This is a genomic window from Olsenella sp. KH3B4 (assembly GCA_900111695.1).
GTDB lineage: Bacteria > Actinomycetota > Coriobacteriia > Coriobacteriales > Atopobiaceae > Tractidigestivibacter.
In genome coordinates this window covers 104,460-130,087 of the sequence record FOHD01000007.1, presented here as the reverse complement: position 1 = coordinate 130,087, position 25,628 = coordinate 104,460, and the positions used below count along the sequence as shown (strand labels likewise).

The window sequence follows — 25,628 nt, the reverse complement described above, 5'->3', positions numbered from 1 at the left end:
TGCTCAATATCCGATGCTCTTTTTGCTCAAATTCTCTTGACGAAACACACGTGCCGCCGGCCTGGCGCGGGGGCGCGCCCTCCGGTAGGCGGGGCTCCCCTCGCCGTGGGCGCAGTGCATGCGGGAGGCCCGGTCGGGCATCTCGCGGGCGGCGAGCTCGCCCGCCTCCTCCATGCGCAGCCACCGTCTCAGGTTCCACTCGTTGGGGAACAGCGCGAGCCTGCGGCAGGCCTCCGCCACGCTCATCCCGCTCTGGTGGAACTCCCAGAGTATCCCCTCGCGCTCCTCTTTGGTATACATCCCGGGCTCCCTCCCGGACCGAGAAGGTCCGATCGTTCGTCCGGGGTCCCCAACGGGGGTTTAGGAGTCTGAGTGCAAAAATGCATACCACCACGGACGAGCGCCAGGCAAAGCGTAGGAACGCACACGTTGCCAAAAATGAGTGTGCGTCCAAACAGCAAGCAGGCCAGGTCCCAGATACGGGCCTGGCCTGCAAGAATGCGTGGTGCCCCCGGGCCGATTCGAACGGCCGACACCAGGTTTAGGAAACCTGTGCTCTATCCCCTGAGCTACGAGGGCGTGCGAGAAGACATTCTACCATCGAAAAACGGCATATGCCACGGTACGCGCGCTACTTCTTCTTGTTGGCACGACGCTGCCGTGCGGCTTCCTTCTCGGCCTGACGCGCAGCCTCTGCCGCGTTCTCGTGACGACGCTGCTCCTCAAAGAGCTCGGCGAGCTTCTTGTCGCTGTAGCTGGCAACCTTGCGCTCGGCGGCCTTGCGGACAGGACGCCGCACGCGCCAGTCGTACACAAAGGCGCCGATGATCAGACCGTATGCAAGCACCAGCGACGCCACGGACGCAATGCCCACGATTGTCTGGTAGTTGGTGCTGTCGGCCGGGAACGCCCATACCAGAATCAGCGACACGATGGTCATGCCAAAGCCCACGCCGACAAGAATCCACCAGGTGCGGTCGGTGCGGCGGTATTCCTCGTTAGAGCGCAGGATGAGGTCGTAGCCGCGCTGACGGAAGTCCTCCTCCTCGCGCTGCCTGCGCTTCTCCTCCTTGCGAGCTTCCTTTTGAGCGGGCGTGCCGCCACCGCCAAAGAGACCGCCGCCCAGACCGGTGGAAGCAGAGCCAGAAGAAGCCGTGCGAACCGTCGAGCCCGCCTCGCGGCTGGGCTTGGCACCAGCAGCGGAGCTGTGGTAGCTCCTGGTGGTCATGGGGTCGCGCTTCTCGGCCTCATCCTTGCCGGACTTCTCGGCCTTGGCCCCGCGCTCGGCCTTATCGGCCTTTGGAGCGGCAGAAGACTTAACGTTGCCGGTCAGGCCACCGGCCTCCTGCGCCTCCTTACGGGCGCCGTCGATGGTATCACGCAGAGACATGGGACTCCTTCATGGGCTCGAACTCGTGGCCGGTGATAATCTGGAACGCCTCCTGGTAACGGGTGGACGTTCCCTCGATAACGTTATGGGGCAGGTGCGGCGGCTCGCCGGTCATATCCCAGTTTGCCTTGAGCCAATCTCGCACGTACTGCTTGTCGTAGCTGGGCTGGACGCGGCCGGGCTGGTAGCCCTCGGCAGGCCAGAAGCGGCTGGAGTCCGGCGTGAGGCACTCGTCGATGAGTGTGAGCTTGTCGTCGATGAAGCCAAACTCAAACTTGGTGTCGGCAATGATGATGCCACGCGTGGCGGCATACTCAGCGGCGGCCTTATAGATGGCGAGAGAGGCGTCGCGCAGCTGGGCTGCGGTATCCTCGCCCACAATCTGGGCGCAGCGCTCAAACGAGATGTTCTCGTCGTGATCGCCAAGGGCCGCCTTGGTCGACGGGGTGAAGATGGGCTCGGGGAGTTTGGAGGCCTCCACCAGACCGTCCGGGAGCTTGATACCACAGACGGTGCCATTGGCGTCGTAGGTCTTCTTGCCGGAGCCGGTAAGGTACCCGCGCACGATGCACTCAATGGGAATGGTCTTTGCCTTCTTGACCAGCATGGAGCGACCGGCCAGGTAGCTGGCATAGCGGTGGTACTCCGCAGGATAGTCGGCCACGTCCATCGAGATCATGTGGTTGGGCATCAGATCTGCAAAGCGCTCAAACCAGAAGGCCGAGATACGCGTGAGGATCTCGCCCTTAAATGGAATCTCGTCCGGAAGGATGTAGTCAAAGGCGCTGATACGGTCGGACGCGACCATGAGTAGGGCATCCCCGCAATCATAGATGTCGCGGACCTTGCCATGGGAATCCGGGCGAAGCTCGATGTCTGCCACGATGGACCTCGTTTCCTGTTGAAGATGCGCCCGCTGGTCAGGCACGCAGTGAGTAGTGTAGCGCACGGCCGCGGGGCTCGCGCACGTCAGGGCAGCTGTGTCGCAGTACCCCTACTTCTCCTGCTGCTTCTCCTGCAGGGCCTGCTTGAGGTTGCGGCGCCCACGGTTGAGCGGCACGCGAATGGTGAACGTGGTGCCCTTGCCCAGCTCGGAGTCAACCGAGATGGTGCCGTTGTGCCGGTCCACGATCTCCTTGGTGATGGAGAGGCCCACGCCCAAACCACCGGAGACTCGCTCGCGGCTAACGTCCGAACGCCAGAAGCGCGAGAAGGTCTGGGGGATGTCCTCCTTGGCAATGCCAATGCCCGTGTCACGCACCGAGATGATGGCATCAGAGTGGTCGGAGCCAACCGAGACAACCACCCACCCGTCCTCGTCTGTGTAGCGCATGGCGTTGCTCATGAGGTTGACCACGGCTTCGCGAATGAGGTCTGGGTCGATGTCCGCCTGGCACTCGCCGTGGGCGGTGTCGTCCTTGAAGCGCAGGTGCAGGCCCTTCTCGTGGAAGAGCTGGTGCTGCGAGCTCACAAGGCTCTTAACCAGGTAGACCACATCGGTGCGCTCCACCTTGAGCTCGGTTGTGCCGTTCTCAAGGCGCGAGAGCTTGAGCATGGCGTCAACAAGGCGAGAGAGACGCCGCGTCTCGGACGCAAGGGTCTCCAGGTGCTCGTCGTCGGCAGGCAGGACGCCATCCTGCATGGCCTCGACGGTTGCCAGGATGGCCATGAGCGGCGTGCGCAGCTCGTGCGCAACGTCGCTGGTCAGGCGGTGCTCGAGCTTGAGGTCCTTCTCAAGGGAGGTGGCCATGTCATCGAAGGTCTCGCCCAGCTGGCCAATCTCGTCTGTGCCACGCACGCCCGTTCGGGCGGTAAGGTCGCCGTTTCGTATCTGAGACGCCGTGCGCGTGATGCACTGGATGGGCTTGGTGAGCGAGCACGAGACAAAGTAGCCAATGATCACCGCAAGGACCACCGCAATGGCGGCTGCCGCGGCGATGGCGCTATAGGAGCTCTCGCGAAACTTGGCATCCGAGGGGGTGAGAAGTGCGTCGGAGCCAAAGGCCCAGATGCGCACTGTGCCTACCGTCTCACCCTTGGAGTCGACGATGCTGGCGGTCACCACAGACTCCGAGCCCGTGGGCACCGCGGTTGCCCCTGTTGCGCCTGAATCGCCGTGACGAGACATGCCCTGCGAGTCGTCGTAGATGATGTTGCTATCCGCATCCAGCACCTGGAGCCCAGCATCCGGCGACGAAACCGAGAAGGACGCCGCGCTGGCAATGACATCTGGTGTCCAAGCCCCAGCGGTGTCATACCCAATGGCAAGCGTGTCTGCCGCCGACTGGGCAAGCGACTGCATGTTGCTCCTGGTATAGGCCTTGAACTGGCTCTCCCACACCACCGCCAGAACCATAACAAAGATGACCGCCGTCATGACTGCGGTAAGCGCAAACGAGATGGCCATCTTGGTGGAGTAGGTCCAGCTGTGCTTGGGGTCTGGCTTTATCGTGTTAAACGAGCCGCGGCCCGTGGCGGCATCCGAGCCGCCATTGGCCGCGCGTTCGTTGCTTGGTCCATGCGAGGCCACGCTGGCCTCCTACTCGGCTTTGGCCTTGGCCGCCTTGGCCTTGTCATCGGCCTGGGGAGCCTCGAAGCGATAGCCCACGCCGTGAACGGTGTAGAGCCAGCGCGGGTTGCGCGGGTCATCGCCCAGCTTGGCGCGCAGGTTCTTGACGTGGGAGTCGATGGTGCGCTCGTAGCCCTCGAAGTCGTAACCAAGGACCTTCTCGACCAGCTCCATGCGGGTGTAGACGCGGCCGGGATAGCGGGCGAGCGTGGTGAGGAGCTTGAACTCGGAGGCCGTGAGGTCAACCTCCTTGCCCTCAACCATGACCTTGTGGCCCGAGATATCGATGACCAGGTCACCAAAGTCCAGGACCTCAAGCTGGGGCTCGGTCTCGGTGTGGGCGCGACGGAGCAGTGCGCGAACGCGGGCAATGAGCTCGCGCGGCGAGAAGGGCTTGATGAGATAGTCATCGGCACCAAGCTCAAGGCCAATCACGCGGTCCTCGACCTCGCCCTTTGCGGTGAGCATGATGATGGGCACGTTAGAGGTCTCACGGATGGCACGGCATACGCGCTCGCCCGAGAGCTTGGGGAGCATGAGGTCGAGAATCACGAGATCAAACGAGTGCTTCTCAAACTCCTCGACAGCGCTCTGACCATCGCCAACGCCGCGCACGATATAGTTCTCATGGTCGAGATAGGCGGCCACGACGTCGCGAATTGCCTTCTCGTCCTCAACAAGCAGAATCTTCTTCTCGTCCGAAGCCATACGGCCTCCTTTAAGCTTAGGTACGCTCGACGGTTAGAGAAACCCACCGTTTCCATACTAGTTCCATAGTAGTGTACCCCACTAAGCCCAAAGTCCAACCAACCTATAGGGGGAAGGTTCTCACAATTACGGAAGCGGGGTAGCCGGTGGTGGCGTCCTTGACGGAAGAGAACGTCACAAAGGTGTTGCACTCACCAACACGCGCTGGGTATTCGCCGTAGTCCACGCTCCTGTCGACCGACGAGAGAACGCTGTAGGTCTGGTCGTTAGCGTTGACCACAATGTACGAGGAACGACTCTTGATGAAGTAGACCCCGTTCTTGCCTGCTGCCGCGCACTCAAAGGGCTCGCGGGAGAGGTAGAGAAAGTCGCTTCCGTCGCTCGAGCCAATGTAGGTGCCCATGTTGCCGAGAAGCCCGCCCGAGCTGTAGTTTGCCTCGACGGACACAACGAACTTCTCCCCCATCCGGCATGCACGGAACGGCTTTACCGAGGCGGGCATCACGAGCTGGTCAACCTTGGTCTTGAGGCCGTCGTCGATGGTGTAGGCGGTAACGCCGTAGTAGGTACCCTCGCTTGCGCGAACGCGGGGTGCGAGAACCACCCAGTCTCCGCACACGGTGGGCGTGGTGGCAAAGCGCCCGGGCGACTCCACGACCGCCTGGGCATCAGAGGCACCGACCGTCCACAGGTAGCAATACGAGCTCTCGGCCGTCTTCGACCCAGAGGCAGAGGGCTGCACTTGCCAGATGACCGACGTGCCGCTGCAGGCAACCGGTGCTGGATCCCAATCCGAATCCGCCTGCCAGAGGGTCTTGGTCTCTCCCGTGAGGGCACCGTTTGAGAATGCCGAGGCAAAAAGGCTCCACTCGCGGGTAATCATGTCCAGCTCGACCCAGGCATAGACCGAATCAGAGCAGGCCACGCTGTAGATGACCGAGGTGGTAGTGCCGGTGACCGTCTTGGTCACAACCTCCTTGAGCTCACCAGAGAAGGTTGAGAGGGCAGAGGCAATCACCATGGGGTTGGCAGATGCCCCTGCCGTGGTAACGGGAAGCCACACACCCTCCGCCGGATGGAGAACGTTGCCCAAGGGTATCGTCCACTGGTTGCTGGCGGAATACGGCAGGTCCACCGAGGTGAAGGTGTCGAGGATGTTTGTGCCCGTGTCCTCAGAGACATTGACGGGCTCGGCGGTGTCCGCCGTGTCCTCGGCAGTGTTGGTGCAACCCGCAAGGACGCCTATGGTTGCGGCGGCAGAGGCCGCCGCAGCGCCGGTCTTGAAGAACGAGCGGCGAGAGATGCCCGCGTGGCGCGCGGCAACGCTCTTGGTGTTGTGGCGGTGACCCAGCACGTTAGGCCCCTAGGCGCGCGCTGCGGCCTGGGCCTCGCGCAGGGCGTGGCTCAGCTGGTCGGCGCAGGAAGTGCGACGGGGACCACAGGTGTTGCCCTCAAGGGTGCCGGCAATCTGGTCGACGGGCTGGCCCTTGACCAGCTTGCCGATGGCCTTGAGGTTGCCGTTGCAGCCGCCCTCAAAGGAGACGCCTTCGATGGTCGAGCCGTCATCCGTTAGATCAATGTGGATAGCCTGCGAGCAGACTCCTCGCGGCCTGAAGTCGTAGTGGAACATGTTTCCTTTCCCGTTTCTCGTGCGCAGTGCAGGGAATGCCGGTCTCGACACCTACTCGAACTCGAGCTTCTCCAGGCGGTCAAAGACAACGTCCTTGCGCTTGAGGAAGCTCTGCGGGTCGAAGATGGCATCGAGCTCCTGCGCGGTGAGTGTGCAGCGGCTGTCTGCAGCAAGCTTGTCCTTGAACGACGTACCCGGCGTGCAGTCCTGCACCTCATGCCACGTAGCCATGGCGTCATCCTGCACGATCTTGTAGGCATCCTCACGCGTGATGCCCGTCTCGACAAGGGCGAGAAGTACCTTGCTGGAGTAGATGAGGCCACGCGTCTTGTTGAGATTGGCGAGCATGCGCTGCGGATAGAGCACCAGGCCGTCAACAATGCGGATGAGGCACTGGAACATATGGTCAAGCGCTATGAAGCTGTCGGCCTGGGCAACGCGCTCGGCTGAGGAGTGCGAAATATCGCGCTCGTGCCACAGGGCAACGTTGTCGAAGGCAACCTGAGCGTTAGCCTTTACCACGCGAGAGAGGCCGCAGACCTTCTCCGCGGTAATGGGATTGCGCTTGTGGGGCATAGCCGAGCTGCCCTTCTGGCCCTTGCGGAAGGGCTCCTCCACCTCGAGGGTGTCGGTTCGCTGGAGGTTGCGGATCTCGGTTGCGATGCGCTCGCAGGTGGCCGCCGTGGTGGCAAGGACGCCGGCAAGATAGGCGTGGTGGTCGCGTGAGATGACCTGCGTGGAGAGTGGGTCGTGCACCAGGCCAAGGTGCTCGCAGACGTACTCCTCGACAAAGGGGTCAATCGAGCTGTATGTGCCCACCGCGCCAGAGATGGCGCCAAACGCCACATTGGCGCGGGCGCTCTTGAGGCGGTCATAGTCACGCTTGAGCTCCCAGGCCCAGCTGCCAAACTTCATGCCAAAGGTCATGGGCTCGGCGTGGATGCCGTGGGTGCGGCCAACACAGAGGGTCTCGCGCTCCTCGAAGGCGCGACGCTTGCAAATCTCGCCAAGCTTCTTGCAGTCTTCGAGCAGGATGTCCGTAGCCTGGACCAGCTGGTAGCAAAGCGCGGTGTCGCCAAGGTCCGAGCTGGTCATACCAAAGTGGACCCAGCGGCTGGGCTTGGGGTCTCCCTCGGGAACATCTGCGTCGATGTGACGTCCCATGTCCGTGAGGAAGGCAATCACGTCGTGGTTGGTGACGGCCTCGATGGCGTCGACCTCCTCCTTGTCGAAGGCAGCGTGGTCGCGAATCCACGCGGCCTCTTCCTTGGTGATGCCAATCTTGCCCAACTCGGCTTGCGCCTCGCATGCGAGGACCTCAATCTCTTGCCAGATGGCGTACTTGTTCTCCAGCGAGAAAATGTGGCCCATCTCTGGACGGGTGTAGCGATCGATCATCTGCGTTCCTTTCGCAGTGAGGTCTTTGGTACGTTGATTCTACCGCGGCATCCTAGTTGGATGTGGAGGCGCGGTGCCGCCTTGCTGCGCTCCGCGTGACTGATCCAGCTCCGCGCACGGCAGAACCTGCCGCGCCCTGGGCCTTAGATACGTAGCCCGTAAGGTCTGCGCCAGTGAAGAGCTTAATGAGCCAAAGGTAGAGCAGCAGTACGGCGAGAGGAACAAGGCACGACGTCACGATGCTCACCGCCACGGCATCGATGAGCTTGTTGAGCTGCTCGCCCACCGCGTTTGCAGCATCTGCGGCACCAGAGGCAAGCGCATCAACCCCACTGGAAATGGCGGACCCCAGCATCTCAAGGATGTTCTGGTTCTCCTCTGTGTCCTGGCTGGTGTTGTCCTCGTAGACAGTCTCGCTTGTCTCGTTGGCCTCTTGGCTTGCCTCTTCTGCCGCAAGGGACGTCTGGTACTGGTTGGTTATGGTTTGAGTGAGACCGGCACTCACCGGCACAAGAGTTGCCAGCGCCAACGCCACCACCAGGAGCTTGACGCCCCAAACGAACAGAACGCGGCTGGGGCTCCACCTCCCGCGCAGCCACAACCACAGGCACAGAAGCGCGATGCCCGCGGGAACAAAGCACCTAAAGGCAATAAGCCCAAAGGTGGTGAGGAGGAACTTCTCGAGGTAAATGATGACAAGGACCACCGCGAGTTTGCCGGAGAGATCTGCCAGCTGGTTGGCGATGGGCGTGCCCACGTCATCTGGTATTGCCGAGACCGCAACGGATGCCGTTGTGGCAGTTGCCACAAGTCCCAGAGCGGTGCTCTTTTGGCCCTCGAGGGTCTGGGTGACGCCGGAATAGGTCTCTGGTGACGAGAAGTGCGTTGCTAGGGGAAATGCCGAGACAATCGCCAGCACTACAAGCACCGCCGTCACAATCACGCGAGCCCGTTTGCTCAACCCAAAGGGGCTGTTTCCTGGCTGCTGGGGCACCATGTACTCTGGCTCTGACACCTCGAGCTCCTCGACGTTGGGAACCATCCTCTGCAACTTATCCGCGTTGCGGTTGCTATCCATGTGCCCTCCTGTCCCAGCTGAAATAGTAGAACATGCGTTCTCATTCCCTATCCTACAACATTGCTCTGCCCATGTTAGATGGACGGCCGACTTTTAAGGTAAACGGTACCCAACGCACAGAGACTCGCCGGAGCGTGCGATACGTTCATTGCCCTTAACTTCACGTCAGCAGAACACCCGCCGCGCCCTTGGGGAAGGATTATAAATACCTAAACCAATGCACCCCTGAGTTAGCAATAGACCGTTGGGAGCACAACCAATGAAGGCGAGAAAATCGCTGCATGCAAGGCGTGCAAAAGGCACGCAGAGCAAGGGTCTTAAGAAGAAGGGGCTGTTCGTTGCCCTCGTGCTCTTTGTCTTCCTGTGCATCGTAGGGAGCGCGGGAGCCGTAACCCCGCAGGACGCTAGCCCAGACTCCCAGCCTGCGCAGGTCTCGCAAGAAGTGACGCCCACGCACACGGGAACGCTAGCACTCACTGCAAGCGGCGACCAGTCGTTTGACGCCACTGGCTCCCGGGCATGGGCCACCGTGACCAAGGAGGGCGGAGGAGCCCAAACCATCGAGGTTTCTTTCTCGAGCGATACCGCCAAGAACCTTGAGACTGGAACGTACACCGTAACCCCCGCAAGCCACTACCTCCTGGCCGCTGACGGAACGCTCATCGAAAGCGCCTCGCGCACGAGCGTCACCATCGACAACGAAGCGTCCGCTCGTGCGGAGGTTTCCTATTCGGCAAGCGATCTCTCCGCCATGAGCGACGCGGACATCGACGCCGCCATCGAGAGCGCAGCATCCTTCATGTCCAAGCACATGGATACCAGCGAGGTAGCCTCCCTCAAGGCTGCCGCTCTCGCCAAGAAGCCTACGCCCCAGCCTGCGGGGACGCTCAAGGCGCACTTCATCGACGTTGGACAAGGTGACTCGGAGTTCATCGAGCTGCCGGATGGCAAGAGCCTCCTTATAGACGGTGGCCCTACGGACGCTGGCGGGAAGGTCCTCTCGTACATCAAGGATTTGGGATACTCCCGCATAGATTACGTGGTTGCCACACATCCACACGAGGACCACATTGGCGGTCTGACCACCGTCATCTCCTCCCTCGAAGTGGGCGAGATCTGGGCGCCCGACGCTTCCACCAACACACGGACCTTCGAGAACTTCCTCGATGCCATCGAGTCTCGCGGCATAGAGACGCATGGCGCGACAGCCGGCAAGACCATTGGCGGCAGCGATGCGTACTCGATACAGGTCCTGGGGCCGCAAAGCGGCGCCTCGTTCGATGACCTCAACGACGCCTCCGCCATCGTGCTGGTGACGTTTGGGAAGAACACCTTCCTCTTCACGGGCGACGCTTCATCCGGCCTTATCTCGCGGGCATGTAACTCTCACGTAGACGTCCTTAAAGTGGGACACCACGGGAGCAAGACTTCGACCGACGCGAGCCTGGTGGCGAGGCTAAGCCCAACCTATGCCGTTATCTCTTACGGCATTGGCAACTCCTACGGGCATCCAACCCAAGAGGCGCTCGATGCTCTCTCGGGCACGACGGTGTACGGAACGGGAGTCAACGGAACCGTGACCATCGAGTCAGATGGGGCAAACCTCTCGGTCAGCACCGAGAAGGACGGAGCCGTGGTGGCCGGAGACACGGCGGCAACCAGCGCCTCTTCCGCTGCGGCCGCGGCAGAGTCGCCTGGGGGCCAGGCTGATACCGGCAATGGTTCTGACCCAACCGTATACGTGACAAAAACCGGCAAGAAGTACCATCGAGACGGATGCCAGTACCTCAAGAAGAGCAAAATTCCTATGAGCCTCTCCGAGGCAAAGAGCGCCGGTCTCGAGCCTTGCTCGAAGTGCCACCCGCCAACCTAGCGCCAAACCCGCCTGGGTGGCAGCGCACTCAGAAAGGAGCACCGCATGGAACGAGTCATCGTGGACCGTTTTGAGGGCAGCATCGCCGTTGTGGAGGCGGGTCTGGGCCGCATGCGCAACGTACCCCGTGCGCAGCTGCCACCGGGCACTCGCGAGGGCGATGTGCTGCTGTTTGACGGGCGAACGTACCGCAAAGATGCCGCAGCAACCGGCGAGCGTGCTGCCACCATGCGCTCTCGCACGCACAGGCTCTTTGGGGAATAGCGCCTAGACCGGAAGGAGGCATGGGTTACCAGGTCTTCTTCCGCCAGGCGCTTCAGCCGCCTACCTCGCTGTCCTCTCGAGTCACCTTACCGGCGCTCGTCCGCCCCTAGGCGCGCCTTGGCCTCGGAGAGCTGAATGCGCACGGCCTTCTCGCCAGTGCCGCCATAAGTGGTGCGGGCGTTGGCAATGCCGGCTGGGTCAAGGTCCTGCGCGATGTCCTCCCCAAAGAGGGGGCTCGCCGCCTTAAACTCCTCCGCGGTCAAATCCTCGAGGCCCTTGCCGTGCTTCTCGCAGTACAGGACCAGCTTGCCAACCACCTCGTGTGCCTCACGGAACGGCATGCCCTTCTTTGCCAGATAGTCGGCGACGTCTGTGGCAGCAGTAAAGCCCTTGCCCGCCTGCTTGAGCATGACATCAGCGTTCACGGTCATGGTCTCGAGCATGCCGGAGGCAATGGCCATGCAATCGAGCAGGGTCTTGGCAGCGTCGGCCGGCCCCTCCTTGCACTCTTGGAGGTCCTTGTTGTAGGCCAGAGGTAGCGACTTCATGGTTGTGAGAAGTGCCATGAGGTCTCCGTAGACGCGCCCCGTCTTACCACGCGTGAGCTCGGTAAAGTCTGGGTTCTTCTTCTGAGGCATGATGGACGAGCCGGTAGAGTAGCTGTCAGAGAGCGTGATGAAGCCAAACTCCGTGCTGCTCCAAAGCACGATCTCCTCGCACAGGCGCGAGAGGTGCATCATGCTCACAGCGCAGGCGTAGTCAAGGTCCAGCAGATAGTCGCGGTCCGAGACGGCGTCCAACGAGTTGGGGATTGCGTGATCAAAGCCCAGAAGCTGGGTGGTGTACTCGCGGTCGAGCGGGTAGGTGGTACCGGCAAGCGCCGCAGACCCCAGCGGGTTGGCGTCAGCCGCGGTACGGGCAGCGACAAGGCGCGTGTAGTCTCGCGAGAACATCCAGAAATACGCCAGCATGTGATGCGAGAAGAGCACTGGCTGCGCGTGCTGCAGGTGCGTGTAGCCCGGCATCACCACGCCCAGGTTCTTCTCGGCAACGTCCAGAAGGGTACGACGCAGCTCGACATTGCCCTCGAGGAGCTCCTCGCACAAACGCTTGGCATAGAGGCGGATATCGGTGGCTACCTGGTCGTTGCGCGAACGGCCCGTGTGCAGGCGCGCACCGGGAGTGCCAATGTCTGCGGTGAGGGCCTTCTCGACGGCCATATGAACGTCCTCGTCGTTCACGTCCCAGGCAAAAGAGCCGTCAGAGATCTGGCCGGAGATCTTCTCGAGACCGGCATCGATTGCCGCAGCGTCCTCGTTCGAGATAATGCCCTGCTTGGCCAGCATCTTGGCGTGTGCGCGAGAGCCCTTGATGTCCTCTTGCGCCATCGCCTTGTCGTCCTCGAGCGACGCGCCAAACTCCTGCGTGAAGGCATCGACGCCCTTCTCGAACCTACCGCCCCACAGTGCCATGCGAGCCCCTCTCGATACCGTGCCAGTGTGCCTGCTAGCTTACCGCAACAGCCCGCGCAAACGAGCTGGTAGAAAAGCCGCCGCCGGGAGCCCCCGACGGCGGCATCGTTTCCCGAACATTTGCCGGACGGGCCGAGTCTGTCCCGTCCAGCAGCGTCCCTACTGCAGCTTGGAGCCGGGGCCCTGGACGCGAGACCAGGTCTTGGACTGCAGGCCGTGGATGGTGATGAAGCCCTTGGAGGCCGTGTGATCGAAGGTGTCGCCCTCGTCATAGGTGGCCAGGTTGTAGTCGTACAGGCTGTACGGCGAGCGCAGACCGTCGACGAACAGGCCGCCCTTGCAGAGCTTGATGCGCACCTCACCGGTGACGTACTTCTGCGTGTAGGCGTTGTAGGCATCGATGGCCTCGCGGTTCTGCGAGTACCAGAGGCCGCGGTAGACCGTGGATGCCCACTCGACATCGAGCTTGGCCTTCTGCTTCAGGGTCTCGGCGTCAAGGCACAGGGTCTCGAGCGACTGGTGGGCCTGGATGAGCAGCAGCGCGGCAGGGCACTCGTAGCACTCACGGCTCTTGATGCCCACAACACGGTCCTCAATCATGTCGATGCGGCCAAAGCCGTTGCGACCGGCGATCTCGTTGGCCTTGATGATGCAGTCAAGCAGCGACATCTTCTCACCGTTAATCGAGACGGGCAGACCGCCCTCGAAGCCGATTATCACGGTCTCGGGGTCAGCAGGGCAGTCCTCGGGGTTCTTAGTCATCGTCCAGATGTCCGAGGGCGGCTCGTTCCAGGTGTCCTCGAGCACGCCGCACTCGATGGCACGGCCCCACAGGTTGTCGTCGATGGAATAGGGCTTCTTGTGGGTGGTGGGCACGGGCACGCCGTTGGCCTTGGCCCACTCCATCTCGGAGTCACGCGTGGTGAGGTCCCACTCACGCACCGGCGCAATGATCTCCAGCGACGGATCGAGCGCGCGGATGGAGGTCTCGAAACGCACCTGGTCGTTGCCCTTACCGGTGCAGCCATGGGCAATGTACTTGGCGCCGTACTGGTGCGCAATGTCCACGAGGTGCTTGGAGATGATGGGACGAGAGAGCGCGGAAAGCAGGGGGTAGATGCCCTCGTACTTGCCGTTTGCCCAGATGGCCTTGGAGACGATGGTCTCGGCGTACTCCTCGCGCATGTCAACTGCCTCGGAGGCAATGGCGCCCATGTCGAGGGCCTTCTGCTTAATCCAGGAGAGGTCCTTCTCGTCCTGGCCAACGTTACCGCAGATTGCGATGACGTCCATGTTCTTCTCGACCTGCAGCCACTTCACGATGACAGACGTGTCCAGACCACCGGAATACGCGAGGACGACCTTTTCCTTCTCAGCCATGTTGATGCACCTTTCTGTTGTTGGGCCTTGATACCCCTTGCAGACATGCGAACAAACGAGCGCCGTGGTTGTGCCGCGACGTCACGAAGAGCCCCCGATCGTGCCGGGCGCTGCTGGGTGCCTTGTCTAGAACTGCCTGTGAAAAGTAGGACGACAAGAACCTATGCCAGCGCGCGCGACATCGCGGGGCTGATTCGTCGGTTCTGGCGTCGAAGGGAGACCACGTTATGGCTGCGTGTGATGCAAATCATGCGTTGGTCACCCCTTCAAAAAGTGGCACGCGATATCTCGCGCGGCTGTCGTTGCTATGCGCGACTATAGGCCCGCATGGGCCTCGCTGGCAAGTACGGACGAGAAAAGATTTCTGCTTGAAACAAAGCGCGGGCGAGACGGACTTCCGGCGGGTGGGCAGGAACGCAAAGCAGGCCAGAGCGGCTAGCGCCCTGACCTGCGTGTTTGCTGGTGCGCCCTGAGGGGGTCGAACCCTCGACCTTGGGATTAAAAGTCCCCTGCTCTACCAACTGAGCTAAGAGCGCATGGCGTGGCCATGGCCACTGTAGCAGCGCAATTCTACCACGTGCGGGTTTGACGCATCGCCTTGACCTCATGCCCCCGCCCCGATGGAACAAATACTCGCCTTGCTGCTACTCCCAAGGCCATTGGCCGTTGATGAAGACGGGTGTCTCGGTACCGTCGGCAGCAACGCCCCAGATGTTAAGGTCATCAGACCCCACCATAAAGTCAACGTGCGTGTGACTCTGGTTGACGCCGGCAGCCATGAGCTGATCCTTGTCCATCGAGAGACCACCCTTCACGCACTCGGGGAAGCCCATCCCAAGTGCAAGGTGGCAGCTGGCGTTCTCGTCATACAGGGTGTCGTAGAAGAGGATTCCGCTCTGGCGAATGGGCGTGTTCTTGGAGACGAGAGCCACCTCGCCAAGGCGAACGGCATTCTCGTCCGTCTCGAGAATGTGCTGCAGAACGTCCTTACCCGACTTGGCGCCATAGTCCACCACGGCACCACCCTCGAAGCGTAGCCAGAAGTCGCGCACGGTCTGCCCATTGTGAACTAGCGGCAGCGCAGAGTACACAATGCCGTCAACGCGCATGCGGTCCGGCGAGGTAAAGACCTCCTCGGTAGGGATGTTGGGGAAGAAGACCGTTCCGTCTTGCAGACGGCCGGCTCCACCCTCCCAAATGTGACCCTCCGTGAGGCCAACCGTAAGGTTCGTGCCGTTCGAGGATGCATAGCGCAACGCAGAGTAGTGCTTGCGTTTGAGCATGCGCTTGGTCTGCTCAAACGTGGCGTTATGCGTCTCCCAGGCGCTCTCGGGATCGTCGCCCTCGGCGCGCGAGGTCTCGAGGATGGCAATCCACAGGCGGTAGACAGCCTCGGCCGGGGAGAGCTCGGGAAAGACCTCGCGCGCCCATGCCTGGACGGGAACGCCAGCGATGCACCATGCGTTGTGCCCAAAATCCATTCCGTCCCTGAACGACTTGCACTGCTCGTTGCGAGCGCGCGATGCCGTGGCGGGTTTGGCGGGATCGATGCCCTTCAGCGACGACGGGTCAGCTCCCTCGAGGAAGAGAAACGCCGCGCCGCCCTCCGCCAAGGAGTTGAGCTGCTCGCGCTGCCAGGACGGGACCGTCTCAAACCAGGGGGTGGGGACATTCTCGTAGGTCATGCGAGTGACCTGGTCGTCATGCCAGATAACCGTCACGTGGCCCGCGCCAACGCGATACGCCGCGCGAACGACCCTTCGCGTAAAGTCGGCGCGCTCGACGGGAGCAGAAAGCACAAGCTCCTGCTCGGGGTGGAGCGCCACGCCCTTCTTTACCAGCAGGTTTGCGTAACGGTCAAGCTGTTCCGATATGGCCTCGGTTGCCAGGCGGCATTCTTCGTCCGTCATGGGGATGGCAGTCATAGTGATTCCCTTCGCATGTGGTACGGGTGCGCCCATGTCCGGGCGCCTGCTCTCATATGGGTTAGTACCCACAAAAAGGGCCCCCGAAGGGGCCCGGCGTATTCTGGAGCGGGCAACGGGATTCGAACCCGCGGATGATGGCTTGGGAAGCCATTGCCTTACCACTTGGCGATGCCCGCATGCGTGGAGATTCTATCACAGCGCGTGCCCGGGGTGGCCACACTCCACAAGTTGGCCGTTTGGACGCACCGTGAACGCCGTTGAGCCGCCGGGTGCAGAGGCTTACAGATAGACGTCTGCCTCTTCGCGACCAAACTTGTGCAGTAACTCATGGCAGGGCCTACAGGCTGCACAGTCGCAAAACTTGGCGCCGGCCTTCTTGCGCTCCTGGGAGTGCGCGAGCATCTTTGCCGCGCCCTCCTCGCCAAAGACCTGCTTGCCAGCATCAGAGCCTGCGAAGCCGATAAGGTCATCGATCGTGGTCTGGTGAGCGCTGATGGCGTTGAGCAGAGCGTTCGTGGCGGCGTCTGCATCATCACCCTTAGCGATAGCGTCCTTCCATGCCTGGGCAGCATTCTTGGTTTCCGCCGAAGCTGACGGGGCAGCAAGCATCTCATCGACCTTAGCGGCGGTGTAGTCAAGCAGAGCCTTATCCATGGTGGATCCTCTCTAGAGAATGGGTCACAACGTGTACGGAGTTGATATACCCATCATCTCTGGCTTGGTAAACAATTCTCGCCACGAGTTTTGGGAAACCGAACCCCTCCTGCGGCAATTGCGTTCTCCCAGTTTAGAAGTAGTGCTCGTCAGATTCGTGCCGGCTGCGGGGCAGCCGCATGCAAGCGCGGCGTCAATCTCGTGCAAGTACCTCCCCGTAGCCTTGGCGTCCCTGAATGGGCCCATCGACACGCAAGGGAGGACGCATGAGACAAGAACAGGCACGAGAAGTCGAGAAGGGAGAGCGACACGCCCACGTGAGGAGGGATATGCCGCGCTCACGCCTTATTGGCGGAGACAAACTGCGGGGTGGCCCCCATGTTGGTCCGGGCCACGCTGGAAGACGGTCGATATGGCAGGGAGTACTAGCCATCGCGCTTACCGTGATGCTCGCCGCCGAGCAAATCCTGGGTGGTGGTCTTAAGTTGGACGGGGTTGCGCTGGCGCAATCGCCGGCATCAGGCAACGTGAACATTGGCTACCTGCACAACCCCGACGGGAGCAGGTACATCAGCGATCTTCTCGGCGTCACTCGTCAGCAGGTGGTAAACGAGCTCACTGCGCACGAGCATGACAGCTACTACCTGGGAACTCCCTACAAGGGCGTCAACGATACGGGCAACTTACCGCGTCCCAACGGAGATCCCGGCGGCTATTCTCCCGGCATGCAGTGCAACGGGTTTGTCTCCTACGTCCTCAACAAGGTTGGTGGCACGCCATACCAGACCTTCGTGAACACCGACGGTCACCGGGGAAACTGGGCATCGCTACTCAATTGGTTTGCCGTCTGCAGGAACAACGACGTCATCTCGTACACGTTTGACTCGAAGGAGGAACTCCTGGCGTCAGGACTACTTCAGAAGGGCGACATCATCTGCGCCGTTCCGTACTCATCAGTGTTTCGCGCTGGGGCGGACGCCTACGGAAACACCGCCGACGACCACGTGGGTTTCTTCTGGGGCAGCTCATCCAACGAGGACCTCTTCTGGCACTCTGCACACCGTTCGAACGGGATAGGCTCTGGAGACATGCTCATTGACGGGAACCAAATCTCGACCATCACACCCAAATGCTTTCCGTCCTGCTGGGTCCTCTTTCCCATGGGGCCCGCAAACGGACAGGTAGAGTTGGTGAAGCAGTCAGCAAACAAGACCATCACGCAGGACAACGGTAGTTATTCGCTCTTTGGTGCCCGCTACGGCCTCTACTCGGACGCTGAGTGCACGCAGCTGGCGCAGTCTGCCACAACAGACGAGAACGGCCACGCCTCCTTTGAGGACATCCCCGCGGGAGACTACTACGTCCGCGAGATCTATCCCTCAAAGGGCTACCTGCTTGACGAGACAATCTACCCCGTCTCCGTAAGTGCGGGTACAACGGCGCAGGTCAAGGGCTCGCCCGTTGAGGAGGTGCCGGCCTGCGCACCCGGCGGTGCCCTTGTGCAGAAGCTCGACGCCAAGACCGGTGGCACGGCGCAGGGGAACGGCTCATTGGCGGGCGCGCAGTTCACCGTCTCATACTACGGGGACACAACGGGAAATGCCTCGGGCAACCCCCTTCGTACCTGGGTCTTTGCGACTGACGAGTCTGGCGTGGCAGCATACGACAGCTCGCAGCTTGTCTCCGGCGATGAGCTCTTTGCCAACTCGAATGGCGAGACGGTCTTTCCTCTGGGCACGTACGCCATCAGAGAGACCAAGGCACCCGAAGGCTACGCACTCACGGACTCGTCAACGCACGTAGCAACCGTCACGCTCGAGAACGGCACCGCCGTCTGGAAAGCACTCGACGGCTGGAACAACACAAGCGCCGTGAAGGACGTACAAGGCCGCGGCATTGGTGACGAGGTGCTTCTCGGCTCGATTCACGTAGGAAAAATTGACCATCAGCTCAAGGAGGGCGTGGCGCAGGGCGACGCTACGCTGGCAGGCGCGCGGTTCCAGGTGCGCAACGTCTCCGACCACGCCGTCAACGTGAACGGTGTCACCTATGCCGTTGGGGAGGTCATTGCTGGCTTCGAGCTAGTAACAGACGCTACGGGGGCAGCAACGAGCGAGAGCTCGCTTCCCTATGGCACGTACGAGCTGCGCGAGATCCAAGCGCCCAAGGGCTACGAGCTCAACTCGGACTGGGTGGGCCTTGCTACGGTCACCGGCTCGCAGGCCCCGGCAGACGCAGGCACCGTAGACGAGGCTGTCGAGAGACCTCACACACCACCTGTCGTAAAGGTGGACATCAATCTTGGCTCGGACGGGCCACAGGGAGACTCCACCTTCGAAGGGACCGAGGTGAGTATCACCAACGCCTCAGAAGGGGACGTAGTCTACAACGATCAGGTTTTCTCGCCGGGCGAAGTGGTATGCGCCCTCACAGCCAACGTCGAGGGAAAGTTTCCCATCATCCAGCTTCCCTACGGCACCTATACCCTGCGGGAGACCAAAGCGCCCGAAGGTTACCTCCTCAACGAGGCGTGGACCAAGACACTCGTGCTGCATGAGGAAAGCGAGGAAGTTGTTGAGCTGCCGGACACCCCCATCTCGGGTGGGCTCTGCCTCGACAAGATTGATCACGAGCTTGCAACCTCTAACCCCCAGGGAGACGCCTCGCTCGAGGGGGCGCACTTCCAGATTACCAACGAGTCCAAGCGCCCCGTTGTTATCGCGGGAGTGGCATATGCCCCCGGAGAGGCAATCACGGGTATCGACCTGGTGACGGACGCCCATGGTCACGCAACTACAACGGCCAACCAACTACCGTATGGCCACTACTCCGTTCGCGAGGTCACCCCACCGGAGGGATATCTGCTCAACGAAGAGTGGAAGGCGAAGGTGAGCATCGCCGAGAACGGCAAGCTGGTCGCAGCCCAAAGCCCCGTCGACGACCAGGTGATACGTGGGGGCGTACGTGTTGGAAAGGTTGACCGCGAGACCCTTGGCAATGTTCCTCTCGGCTCCGCCACGCTAGCGGGGGCTACGTTCACGGTGACCAACAGCTCCATGCACCCTGTTCTTGTTGACGGAGCAACGATCAACCCCGGTGAGGTTGCCCTCACGCTGACAACGGATGAGACTGGCACAGTATTTACCAGCGCAAACGCACTTCCGTTTGGCACCTATACCGTTCGCGAGACCAACGCGCCGAGAGGGTATCTCCTGGACAGTGAGGCAAGACTCTGGTCAAACACGTTCCGTGTGGAGGAGGACGGCAAGGTTATAGACCTCACCGAACCCAAGGATGCTGTGCGCGACCAGGTTGTGCGTACGGACATCCGGCTCGTAAAGCGAGACGAGAACTCCCAGAAGCCCATGGCCAACGTCGCTTTTCTCATCACCAGCCTCACCACGGGAGAGTGGCACGTTGCGGTGACGGACGAGAACGGCATCTTTGACTCGTCCGTATATGCCCCTGAGCAGCGTACAAACGCAAACGACGCGGCAATGGACGAGAAAAACGCGGATTCCTCGGAGCTTTCGGTCGACTCCTCCAAGCTTGATGCACAGAGCGGCGTATGGTTTGGTGGCTCTGTTGGCGCTAACGAGAAGGCTATTGAGGGCCTCGCCGCACTCCCATACGACCGCTACGAGGTTCGGGAGCTGCGCTGCGACGCCAACCGCGGACACGAGCTCGTCTCCTTCGAGCTCACCACCGAGTTTCCCCCATCGCGGCACAGCGCGGTGCTCGACCTGGGCACCATTGATAACCGCGAGGAGCCCTCGCCTTCAGTACAAACAACGGCAACAGACGAGAAGACCGGCAGGCACGAGGGCGTGGCCCAGGAGACAAGCAGAATCGTGGATGTTGTTGCCTTTGAGGGACTCATCCCCGGCACAGCCTACGAGCTAAAAGGCGCGCTCATGGATGCAGAGAGCGGCGAGCCCATCCTCGATACCAGCGGCAACCCTGTCGAGGTGACGCAACAGTTCGTTCCCATAGAGGCAGCCGATACCGTTGCCATGCCGTTTGAGGTTGCCGGGTCATCCATCGAGGGCAGGAAGGTGGTTGTCTTCGAGACCCTCTATCGCGATGGCAATGAGGTTGCGTCTCACAAAGACCTTGGAGCGGCAAGCCAGACCGTCGACTACCACAAGGACGTGCCGCCAGACAACTCCGGGGATAAACCGGAGAACGCGAATCCCAACACGCGGCACGAGGCGAGCGGCACACCCCAGACCGGTGACCCAACGGCACACATCGCAATGGGAGTCTGTGCGACCCTCGGGTGCGCAGGGGTCATCCTTGCACTTTGGAGACGGAGAAAGGGATAGCCCAAGCCGCCATCTTCTCGCACGGTAACGCTATGAGGTAGACAAGAGGGGGCCGGCAACGGCCGACCCCCTCGGACTCGCACGTTCCACGTGAAACGCTGTCTCGTGGCTAGGAGCGACGAATCATCTCCGTAACCAGCTCTGCCACTGAGGCAGCCTGGTCGCCGTCAACGTTCTCGGGCGCGTCCTGCTCGGTGCGCGAGAGAGCCGGCAAGCCGTTGTTGCCCATGCCCATGATCGTGACAGCACGGACGGAGGTGCGCATGGCTACGGAAGCGTCAGTATCCGCCCAGTCGAAGTTCTGGGTCTTGAGATCCGTATGGAGATCAGATGCCGTGCCCGTAAGGAGCCTGAGGAGCCTCCTGTCCGCACGGCGGGTGGGCTCGAAGCCCTCGCGGGTCAGAAGAGAGAGGTCACCGGCGCCAATGCAATCGAGGTTCACAAGGAACGCACCACGGATGGCGGAGCGATGCTGAGACAGGAAGGAGCGCATGCCAGCATGGTCAAGATCGGAAGCACCGAGAGCGACAAACCAGATGTCGTGGCAGACCAGCTCATCATCACCCATGTGGAGCACGGCAGCCCGAAGGTCGTCCTCGGTAGGAGCCCCATCGGTCTCAGCCTCGGCAGCAGCAACGGAGGATCCTTCGGCATCGGTGCTAGTTGCAGAGTCATTGGAAAGAGGCTCGGCGTCTGCCTGCACGGCGGCGCCAGAAGGCTCTAGGGTCTCGGACGGCTCGTCATCTACCAGGCGAAGGCCGCTTCTCGTAGTGGCGCCCCCCTTCCAGGGATCAGAGTCAGAGCTCTCGTCCCAGTTCTCAGGGTCGTCGCTAAGCCAACTGCCGCGAGCATCCTGACTGTGGGAACGGCCACCGCTGCCCTTGCCATGACCAAAGAGACTAAAGTGGTGCTTCTCGGCAGGCCGCTCAGGCACTTCTTCCTGCATGCCAAGGTCATCTGCGCTGATAACGTCAAGACCATCCTGCGTCGCATTGGAAACAGGCTGAACTGGCGCAGCTGCCGTGGAGCCCGGCGTGATAACGGGCACGTCGGAATCGGCCACTCCGCTACGAATGCGCTGGGCATTCCTGCTGTTTGCATCGCTCAGCAGGCTTCCCATGCTCCTCCGTGCAGGGGTTGCTGCGGGGCGCGCGGGCGCAAGCTGGGTGGCATCAGAGTCCGACGCAAGGGGGTCGGACAGCTCAGACGGATCGGGAAGGTCAAACAGCGCAGCACGACGCGCGACGTCAGAGACCTGGGGCTTGAAGCTCGACTTACCCCAGTTGGGATCGTCGGGCTTCTCGGGACGCTTGCGCGGAGTTGGGGCCGTGGGGCGCGTGGACCCAAGATCGTCGTCGGGCGTGGCCGTGAGGCCCGAGTCATCCTTCTCACCAACGCCGCGGCTCTCAAAGCGATCAAACATGCTCGCGAGCTTCTTGCGGTCAAAGAAGTGCGTCTTCTCTGGAGCGTCAGGTGCGGCTTCCTCGGTAGGGGCGTCTGTCGTAACGGGCGCAGCAACCGTGGAGTCCACGTTGGCAGCAGGGTCAGAAACGGGTTCGGTGCTTGCATCGCTCGTGCGAGCGGCCGCAGGCCGTGGGAGGCTCTCGGTGGAATCCGCTGCGTCAGTCTGCGTCAGGGCATCGATGCGGGAACCGGTGCGGACGGGGCTGCCAGGCAGCTCGCTTGTCTCGTCAGCGTCAATAGAGGAAGACCTCATATCCTTAGAGGAGTCGACGTACTCAATATCACAGTCGGCGGGGAGGATGCCAAGTGCAGCAATCACGTCCTTGCCATGGCGTACGCCAACTACCTCTTCGGGCTTGGCGGCTGGCTCAAGGACAGGCTCCTCAACGGGGGTCGGGGCCTCGGCAGTCTGCGCTGCTTGGGCAGCGGCAGCCTCCTTCTCCTGCCGCTCTCGCTCGAGGGAGCGGTTGGAAACGGGCTTCTCGCCCGAGGGCCTCACATTGTCAAGGATGCCAAGAAGCGCCGCGACCGAAGACTTGTTGTCATTAGACCCAAGCGAGCATGTCGAGAACCTCTGGTAGATTCCGTCGGCGCCAAGCGCCACAAGGGGAATGGCAAGCAAAATGCCCGCAACCCAAAGAAGGGAGCGAAGGGGCGCAGGCAGGAAGGAGAAGGCCTGGAGCAGCGCGCAGAGCGCAACTGCAGGGACAAGCCACTTGACAGCCTTGCGAATCATGGGGATATAGCTGGAAATCGGGCTACTGTACAGAAAGCTCTCATGTGGGGAATCGTAGTGCGCAACCACGACGATGGGCCTGTTGCCCTTGGCAACAAGCTCTCCCGTGGCATGGTGAACGGCAACGACATTCTGGCTGCGAGCCGTAGGCCCAAGCTTAGAGAGGAACCCTCCACCAATACCAAGGGCGTCGAGAACAAGAACGGCGCCGGGCACCAGTGCCAAGACGATGCCCAAGCCCGAGGCACCCGTGCCCGCAAGGATAATTCCCAGGAACATGAGCACGAGAAGGACGCACCGCACAAAGCGAGCAAGGCCGGGGGCGTCAAACTCCTCGACGTTAACGTCGACGTCATGCTGCTTCATAAGGTCTGCAATAGTCTGGGCTGCCTGGAGCTCCTCCTGGCTGTTTGCCGGAGAAATGCCAATCTGGTCCTCCAGATAGTCCAAATAATCATGTGTCATGGCCATGCTGTACGTCCTCCGCTGGTCACGCAGCCGTTTGGGTCGCGAGAATGCGCATATACGGTACTGAGTATACGTCTTGATGGGCGGCGATATCACCCCGGCACCCCTTGGACGGTCTTCTGCACGGCATTTCCCCCACAGCGAGACCACATGTCCGGCCATTTGTTGCTGTTGCGGTGCGGGCATCTTGCATGTTTCTCTTTTTGGCGGGCTCGTCGGGTTCCGTCCTTTCGACTATCGTCTAAACGTGATAGGGCTAGGACCGCAAAAACACTGGCGGCGGGTACCGCTAAGGTGCGCGGGCCGCCGTGGAAAAAACGGGAGGACCGGGTTGGACACAGCAGAAGGCTACTCGGGGTTTTCGAAGGACGATGAGCAGGCAACAAGAATCGCTGCCCTTGCTCTCTCCTTTATGAGCTCGGACACCATAAGCGACAAGGCCATCTGGCACTCGTTCTATCCGGACCTCACAAAGGCAGACTCATATCGCACCGCCTTCCGCCGTGACAGGATGGCACTTGCCGAATGCGGCATCATGGTGAGCCGTGTTGATGGACCAGAGACGCTCTGGCGCGTCGACAGCGCGTCCTTCGTCGAAAATACCGAGCTCTCGGATGAGGACGCCATGGCTCTCGACGTTGCGTGCCTCCCGCTCGTCGACGATCCGGACTTCCCCTATGGTGCCGAGCTTCGCATAGCGCTCTCAAAGATCGATGACACATTCGACAACCCTGCGTCAGTTACTCTGCCAGCCGAAGAGAGAGTGCCCAGCCGACAGCTTGCGACCCTTCAGGAGTGCAACCTTTCCGGTCAGGTCGCGCGCATGGACTACGAGCGGGTCGATGGGACAACGCTCCAGCGTCAGGTGGCCCCCTACGGCTTCTTTGGCCTGCGTGGCCACCTCTATATGGTTGCGCCGGTCGTTGACGAGAATGGCGTTGCAGTTGAGGGCTCCACGCACACATATCGCATCGACCGCGTGAAGCGGGTGTCGAAGGTTACGGGCACCTCCTTTTGTGTTCCAGAAGACTTCGACATTCGCGACTGGAGGAAGCTGCCTTTTCAGCTTGGCCCGGTCCTGTGCGAGGGCGTGTTTGCCGTGCCGGCCCAGGCAATGCGGGAGTTCTCTCAGGCAACCCAGGGGAAGGGGACGTTCCTCGAGCCAGGGGCCACCCCCCATGCGGCGCCACCCTCAGACGGGGAACACTCGTCCGTCTCCCTTCTCTGGCAAGTCGAGATAAGCAGCATCGAAGACGCCGCGTCATGGGCAATCGCAGAGGACATCGTGCCCATCTCGCCTCAGGAGCTCGTTGCAGCGTGGCATTCCCAGCTAGAGGGGGTTGTTGCATATGGCTAGCCGTAGACAAGGGGCGGGGCGCAAGGGCGGCCTGCAGGAGGCCCGAGAGCTTGTCGCCATCATCTCGTCACTCGACCACGCTGGGGACAGTCTCGATGTGACAACCATCGCGGGTCGTTTGGGCATCAGCGAGCAGGACGCTCGCCATCGCATGGACCTCATCCTTGCCGCGGGTGGCGAAGGTGCCGCGATACTACCGCTCTCCGAAGGACAGGACAGCGGGCGTCTCACCCTTGAGGGAGGGTCCGGCAACCATGCTCGAAGGCTCCGTCTCACCACATCAGAGACCGTAGCGGTTGAAGCGGCGCTCAACCAGATGGGAATCCCCGCCAACGCCCCGCTGCGCCAGAGAATCGCGTCGTCACTCTCTTCACCGCGCTCAAACGAGGCAGAAACTGCCAGGCCCACCACCACACACGGGGACGACTCTCACACGGCCGAAAACCTGCTCCAGTGCTCAAAGGCCATAGCCCAGCTTGGCATGCTCGATTTCTCGTACCAGGGACTAGCCGACAAGACGCCCCAACAGCGGCATGTGGACCCGCGCGGACTACGCAACACAGACGGCTCCTGGTACCTCGACGCCTACGACCCCTCAAGGCAGGGTGCGCGCGTCTTTCGCCTTGACCGCATGAAGGACGTGCACATTGCTCCAGCAGAGGAACTACCGCCGGAGGATGAACGGACAACCGCCGAGCGCGTGGTTCGCATCGTCTTCCACAACAGGCACTACCTCGACCTTCTCGCCTGGCCGGGGCTGCATGTGGACCGCAACGACGGTTCCGTTGTGCATGCGCGCATTCCCTACTACGGCGGGGAGTGGCTGCCGCAGCGCATTGCCGCCTGTGGAGGCACCGCACACACAAACGATGGCGAGATAAATTCCCTCGCCATCGCCTATGCTCATCGCAAGCTGGGCTCTCGCTAACCTTCG

At 61.4% G+C, this 25,628-nt stretch carries 19 protein-coding genes and 3 tRNA genes; 5 read left to right on the top strand and 17 right to left on the bottom strand.

The window, feature by feature from the left end:
* Window positions 1-3 precede the first annotated feature (3 nt).
* From BMX94_RS08080 to BMX94_RS08035, 10 genes are all read right to left on the bottom strand, one after another.
* Window positions 4-300, bottom strand: coding sequence for a helix-turn-helix domain-containing protein (locus BMX94_RS08080; RefSeq protein WP_091005426.1), 297 nt, complete (start codon window positions 298-300; stop codon window positions 4-6).
* Window positions 301-503: 203 nt separating this feature from the next.
* Window positions 504-579, bottom strand: a tRNA-Arg gene (locus tag BMX94_RS08075).
* Between the two features lie 52 nt (window positions 580-631).
* Window positions 632-1,390: a hypothetical protein gene (locus BMX94_RS08070; protein ID WP_091005423.1), complete on the bottom strand. Its 759-nt coding sequence runs from the start codon at window positions 1,388-1,390 to the stop codon at window positions 632-634.
* Entirely contained in the window at window positions 1,377-2,273 is an 897-nt protein-coding gene (locus tag BMX94_RS08065; protein ID WP_177171379.1) for a phosphoribosylaminoimidazolesuccinocarboxamide synthase, read from the bottom strand. The genes BMX94_RS08070 and BMX94_RS08065 overlap by 14 nt, the downstream gene beginning before the upstream one ends.
* Window positions 2,274-2,384: 111 nt before the next feature.
* Window positions 2,385-3,797 carry a sensor histidine kinase gene (locus BMX94_RS08060; RefSeq protein WP_091005450.1) on the bottom strand — a complete coding sequence of 471 codons (1,413 nt, stop codon included), beginning with the start codon at window positions 3,795-3,797 and terminating at the stop codon, window positions 2,385-2,387.
* A 132-nt stretch (window positions 3,798-3,929) separates the two neighbouring features.
* Window positions 3,930-4,667 carry a response regulator gene (locus BMX94_RS08055; protein WP_032110099.1) on the bottom strand — a complete coding sequence of 246 codons (738 nt, stop codon included), beginning with the start codon at window positions 4,665-4,667 and terminating at the stop codon, window positions 3,930-3,932.
* 103 nt (window positions 4,668-4,770) lie between these two features.
* Window positions 4,771-6,021, bottom strand: coding sequence for a Tat pathway signal protein (locus BMX94_RS08050; RefSeq protein ID WP_286160058.1), 1,251 nt, complete (start codon window positions 6,019-6,021; stop codon window positions 4,771-4,773).
* Between the two features lie 9 nt (window positions 6,022-6,030).
* A complete protein-coding gene (locus BMX94_RS08045) occupies window positions 6,031-6,297 on the bottom strand; it encodes a TIGR03905 family TSCPD domain-containing protein (protein WP_091005421.1) in 267 nt (88 codons plus the stop codon).
* A gap of 51 nt (window positions 6,298-6,348) precedes the next feature.
* Entirely contained in the window at window positions 6,349-7,695 is a 1,347-nt protein-coding gene (gene purB, locus BMX94_RS08040) for an adenylosuccinate lyase (protein ID WP_091005418.1), read from the bottom strand.
* Between the two features lie 52 nt (window positions 7,696-7,747).
* On the bottom strand, window positions 7,748-8,773 hold the full coding sequence (locus BMX94_RS08035) for a hypothetical protein (RefSeq protein WP_091005417.1): 1,026 nt from the start codon (window positions 8,771-8,773) through the stop codon (window positions 7,748-7,750).
* A gap of 259 nt (window positions 8,774-9,032) precedes the next feature.
* On the opposite strand from BMX94_RS08035, the gene BMX94_RS08030 reads away from it, so the two are divergent.
* Together BMX94_RS08030 and BMX94_RS08025 are read left to right on the top strand one after the other, a co-directional pair.
* Entirely contained in the window at window positions 9,033-10,646 is a 1,614-nt protein-coding gene (locus BMX94_RS08030) for a ComEC/Rec2 family competence protein (protein WP_091005415.1), read from the top strand.
* 45 nt (window positions 10,647-10,691) lie between these two features.
* Complete coding sequence (locus tag BMX94_RS08025; protein ID WP_091005414.1) at window positions 10,692-10,910, top strand: DUF3006 domain-containing protein; 219 nt, start codon at window positions 10,692-10,694, stop codon at window positions 10,908-10,910.
* A gap of 86 nt (window positions 10,911-10,996) precedes the next feature.
* Here the strand turns inward: BMX94_RS08025 and argH are convergent, their stop codons facing one another.
* From argH to BMX94_RS07995, 6 genes are all read right to left on the bottom strand, one after another.
* Window positions 10,997-12,382: an argininosuccinate lyase gene (gene argH / locus BMX94_RS08020; RefSeq protein ID WP_091005412.1), complete on the bottom strand. Its 1,386-nt coding sequence runs from the start codon at window positions 12,380-12,382 to the stop codon at window positions 10,997-10,999.
* A gap of 159 nt (window positions 12,383-12,541) precedes the next feature.
* Window positions 12,542-13,762, bottom strand: a complete 1,221-nt coding sequence (locus BMX94_RS08015) for an argininosuccinate synthase (protein WP_091005411.1) — start codon at window positions 13,760-13,762, stop codon at window positions 12,542-12,544.
* A 460-nt stretch (window positions 13,763-14,222) separates the two neighbouring features.
* Window positions 14,223-14,298, bottom strand: a tRNA-Lys gene (locus tag BMX94_RS08010).
* A gap of 108 nt (window positions 14,299-14,406) precedes the next feature.
* Window positions 14,407-15,687 (bottom strand): aminopeptidase, encoded by a 1,281-nt coding sequence (locus BMX94_RS08005; RefSeq protein ID WP_091005409.1) that lies wholly within the window; start codon window positions 15,685-15,687, stop codon window positions 14,407-14,409.
* Between the two features lie 104 nt (window positions 15,688-15,791).
* Window positions 15,792-15,866: transfer RNA gene (locus BMX94_RS08000), tRNA-Gly, on the bottom strand.
* Window positions 15,867-15,969: 103 nt separating this feature from the next.
* Window positions 15,970-16,344, bottom strand: coding sequence for a 3-hydroxyisobutyrate dehydrogenase (locus BMX94_RS07995; RefSeq protein ID WP_091005408.1), 375 nt, complete (start codon window positions 16,342-16,344; stop codon window positions 15,970-15,972).
* Between the two features lie 266 nt (window positions 16,345-16,610).
* Between BMX94_RS07995 and BMX94_RS07990 the strand changes: the two genes are divergently transcribed.
* On the top strand, window positions 16,611-20,669 hold the full coding sequence (locus BMX94_RS07990) for a SpaA isopeptide-forming pilin-related protein (protein ID WP_143052297.1): 4,059 nt from the start codon (window positions 16,611-16,613) through the stop codon (window positions 20,667-20,669).
* 109 nt (window positions 20,670-20,778) lie between these two features.
* On the opposite strand, the gene BMX94_RS07985 is transcribed toward BMX94_RS07990, so the two are convergent.
* Window positions 20,779-23,340 carry a M28 family peptidase gene (locus BMX94_RS07985; RefSeq protein WP_091005404.1) on the bottom strand — a complete coding sequence of 854 codons (2,562 nt, stop codon included), beginning with the start codon at window positions 23,338-23,340 and terminating at the stop codon, window positions 20,779-20,781.
* 328 nt (window positions 23,341-23,668) lie between these two features.
* On the opposite strand from BMX94_RS07985, the gene BMX94_RS07980 reads away from it, so the two are divergent.
* Together BMX94_RS07980 and BMX94_RS07975 are read left to right on the top strand one after the other, a co-directional pair.
* Window positions 23,669-24,694: a helix-turn-helix transcriptional regulator gene (locus BMX94_RS07980; RefSeq protein WP_177171378.1), complete on the top strand. Its 1,026-nt coding sequence runs from the start codon at window positions 23,669-23,671 to the stop codon at window positions 24,692-24,694.
* On the top strand, window positions 24,687-25,622 hold the full coding sequence (locus BMX94_RS07975) for a helix-turn-helix transcriptional regulator (RefSeq protein WP_091005399.1): 936 nt from the start codon (window positions 24,687-24,689) through the stop codon (window positions 25,620-25,622). The genes BMX94_RS07980 and BMX94_RS07975 overlap by 8 nt, the downstream gene beginning before the upstream one ends.
* The last annotated feature ends 6 nt before the right edge of the window (window positions 25,623-25,628 follow it).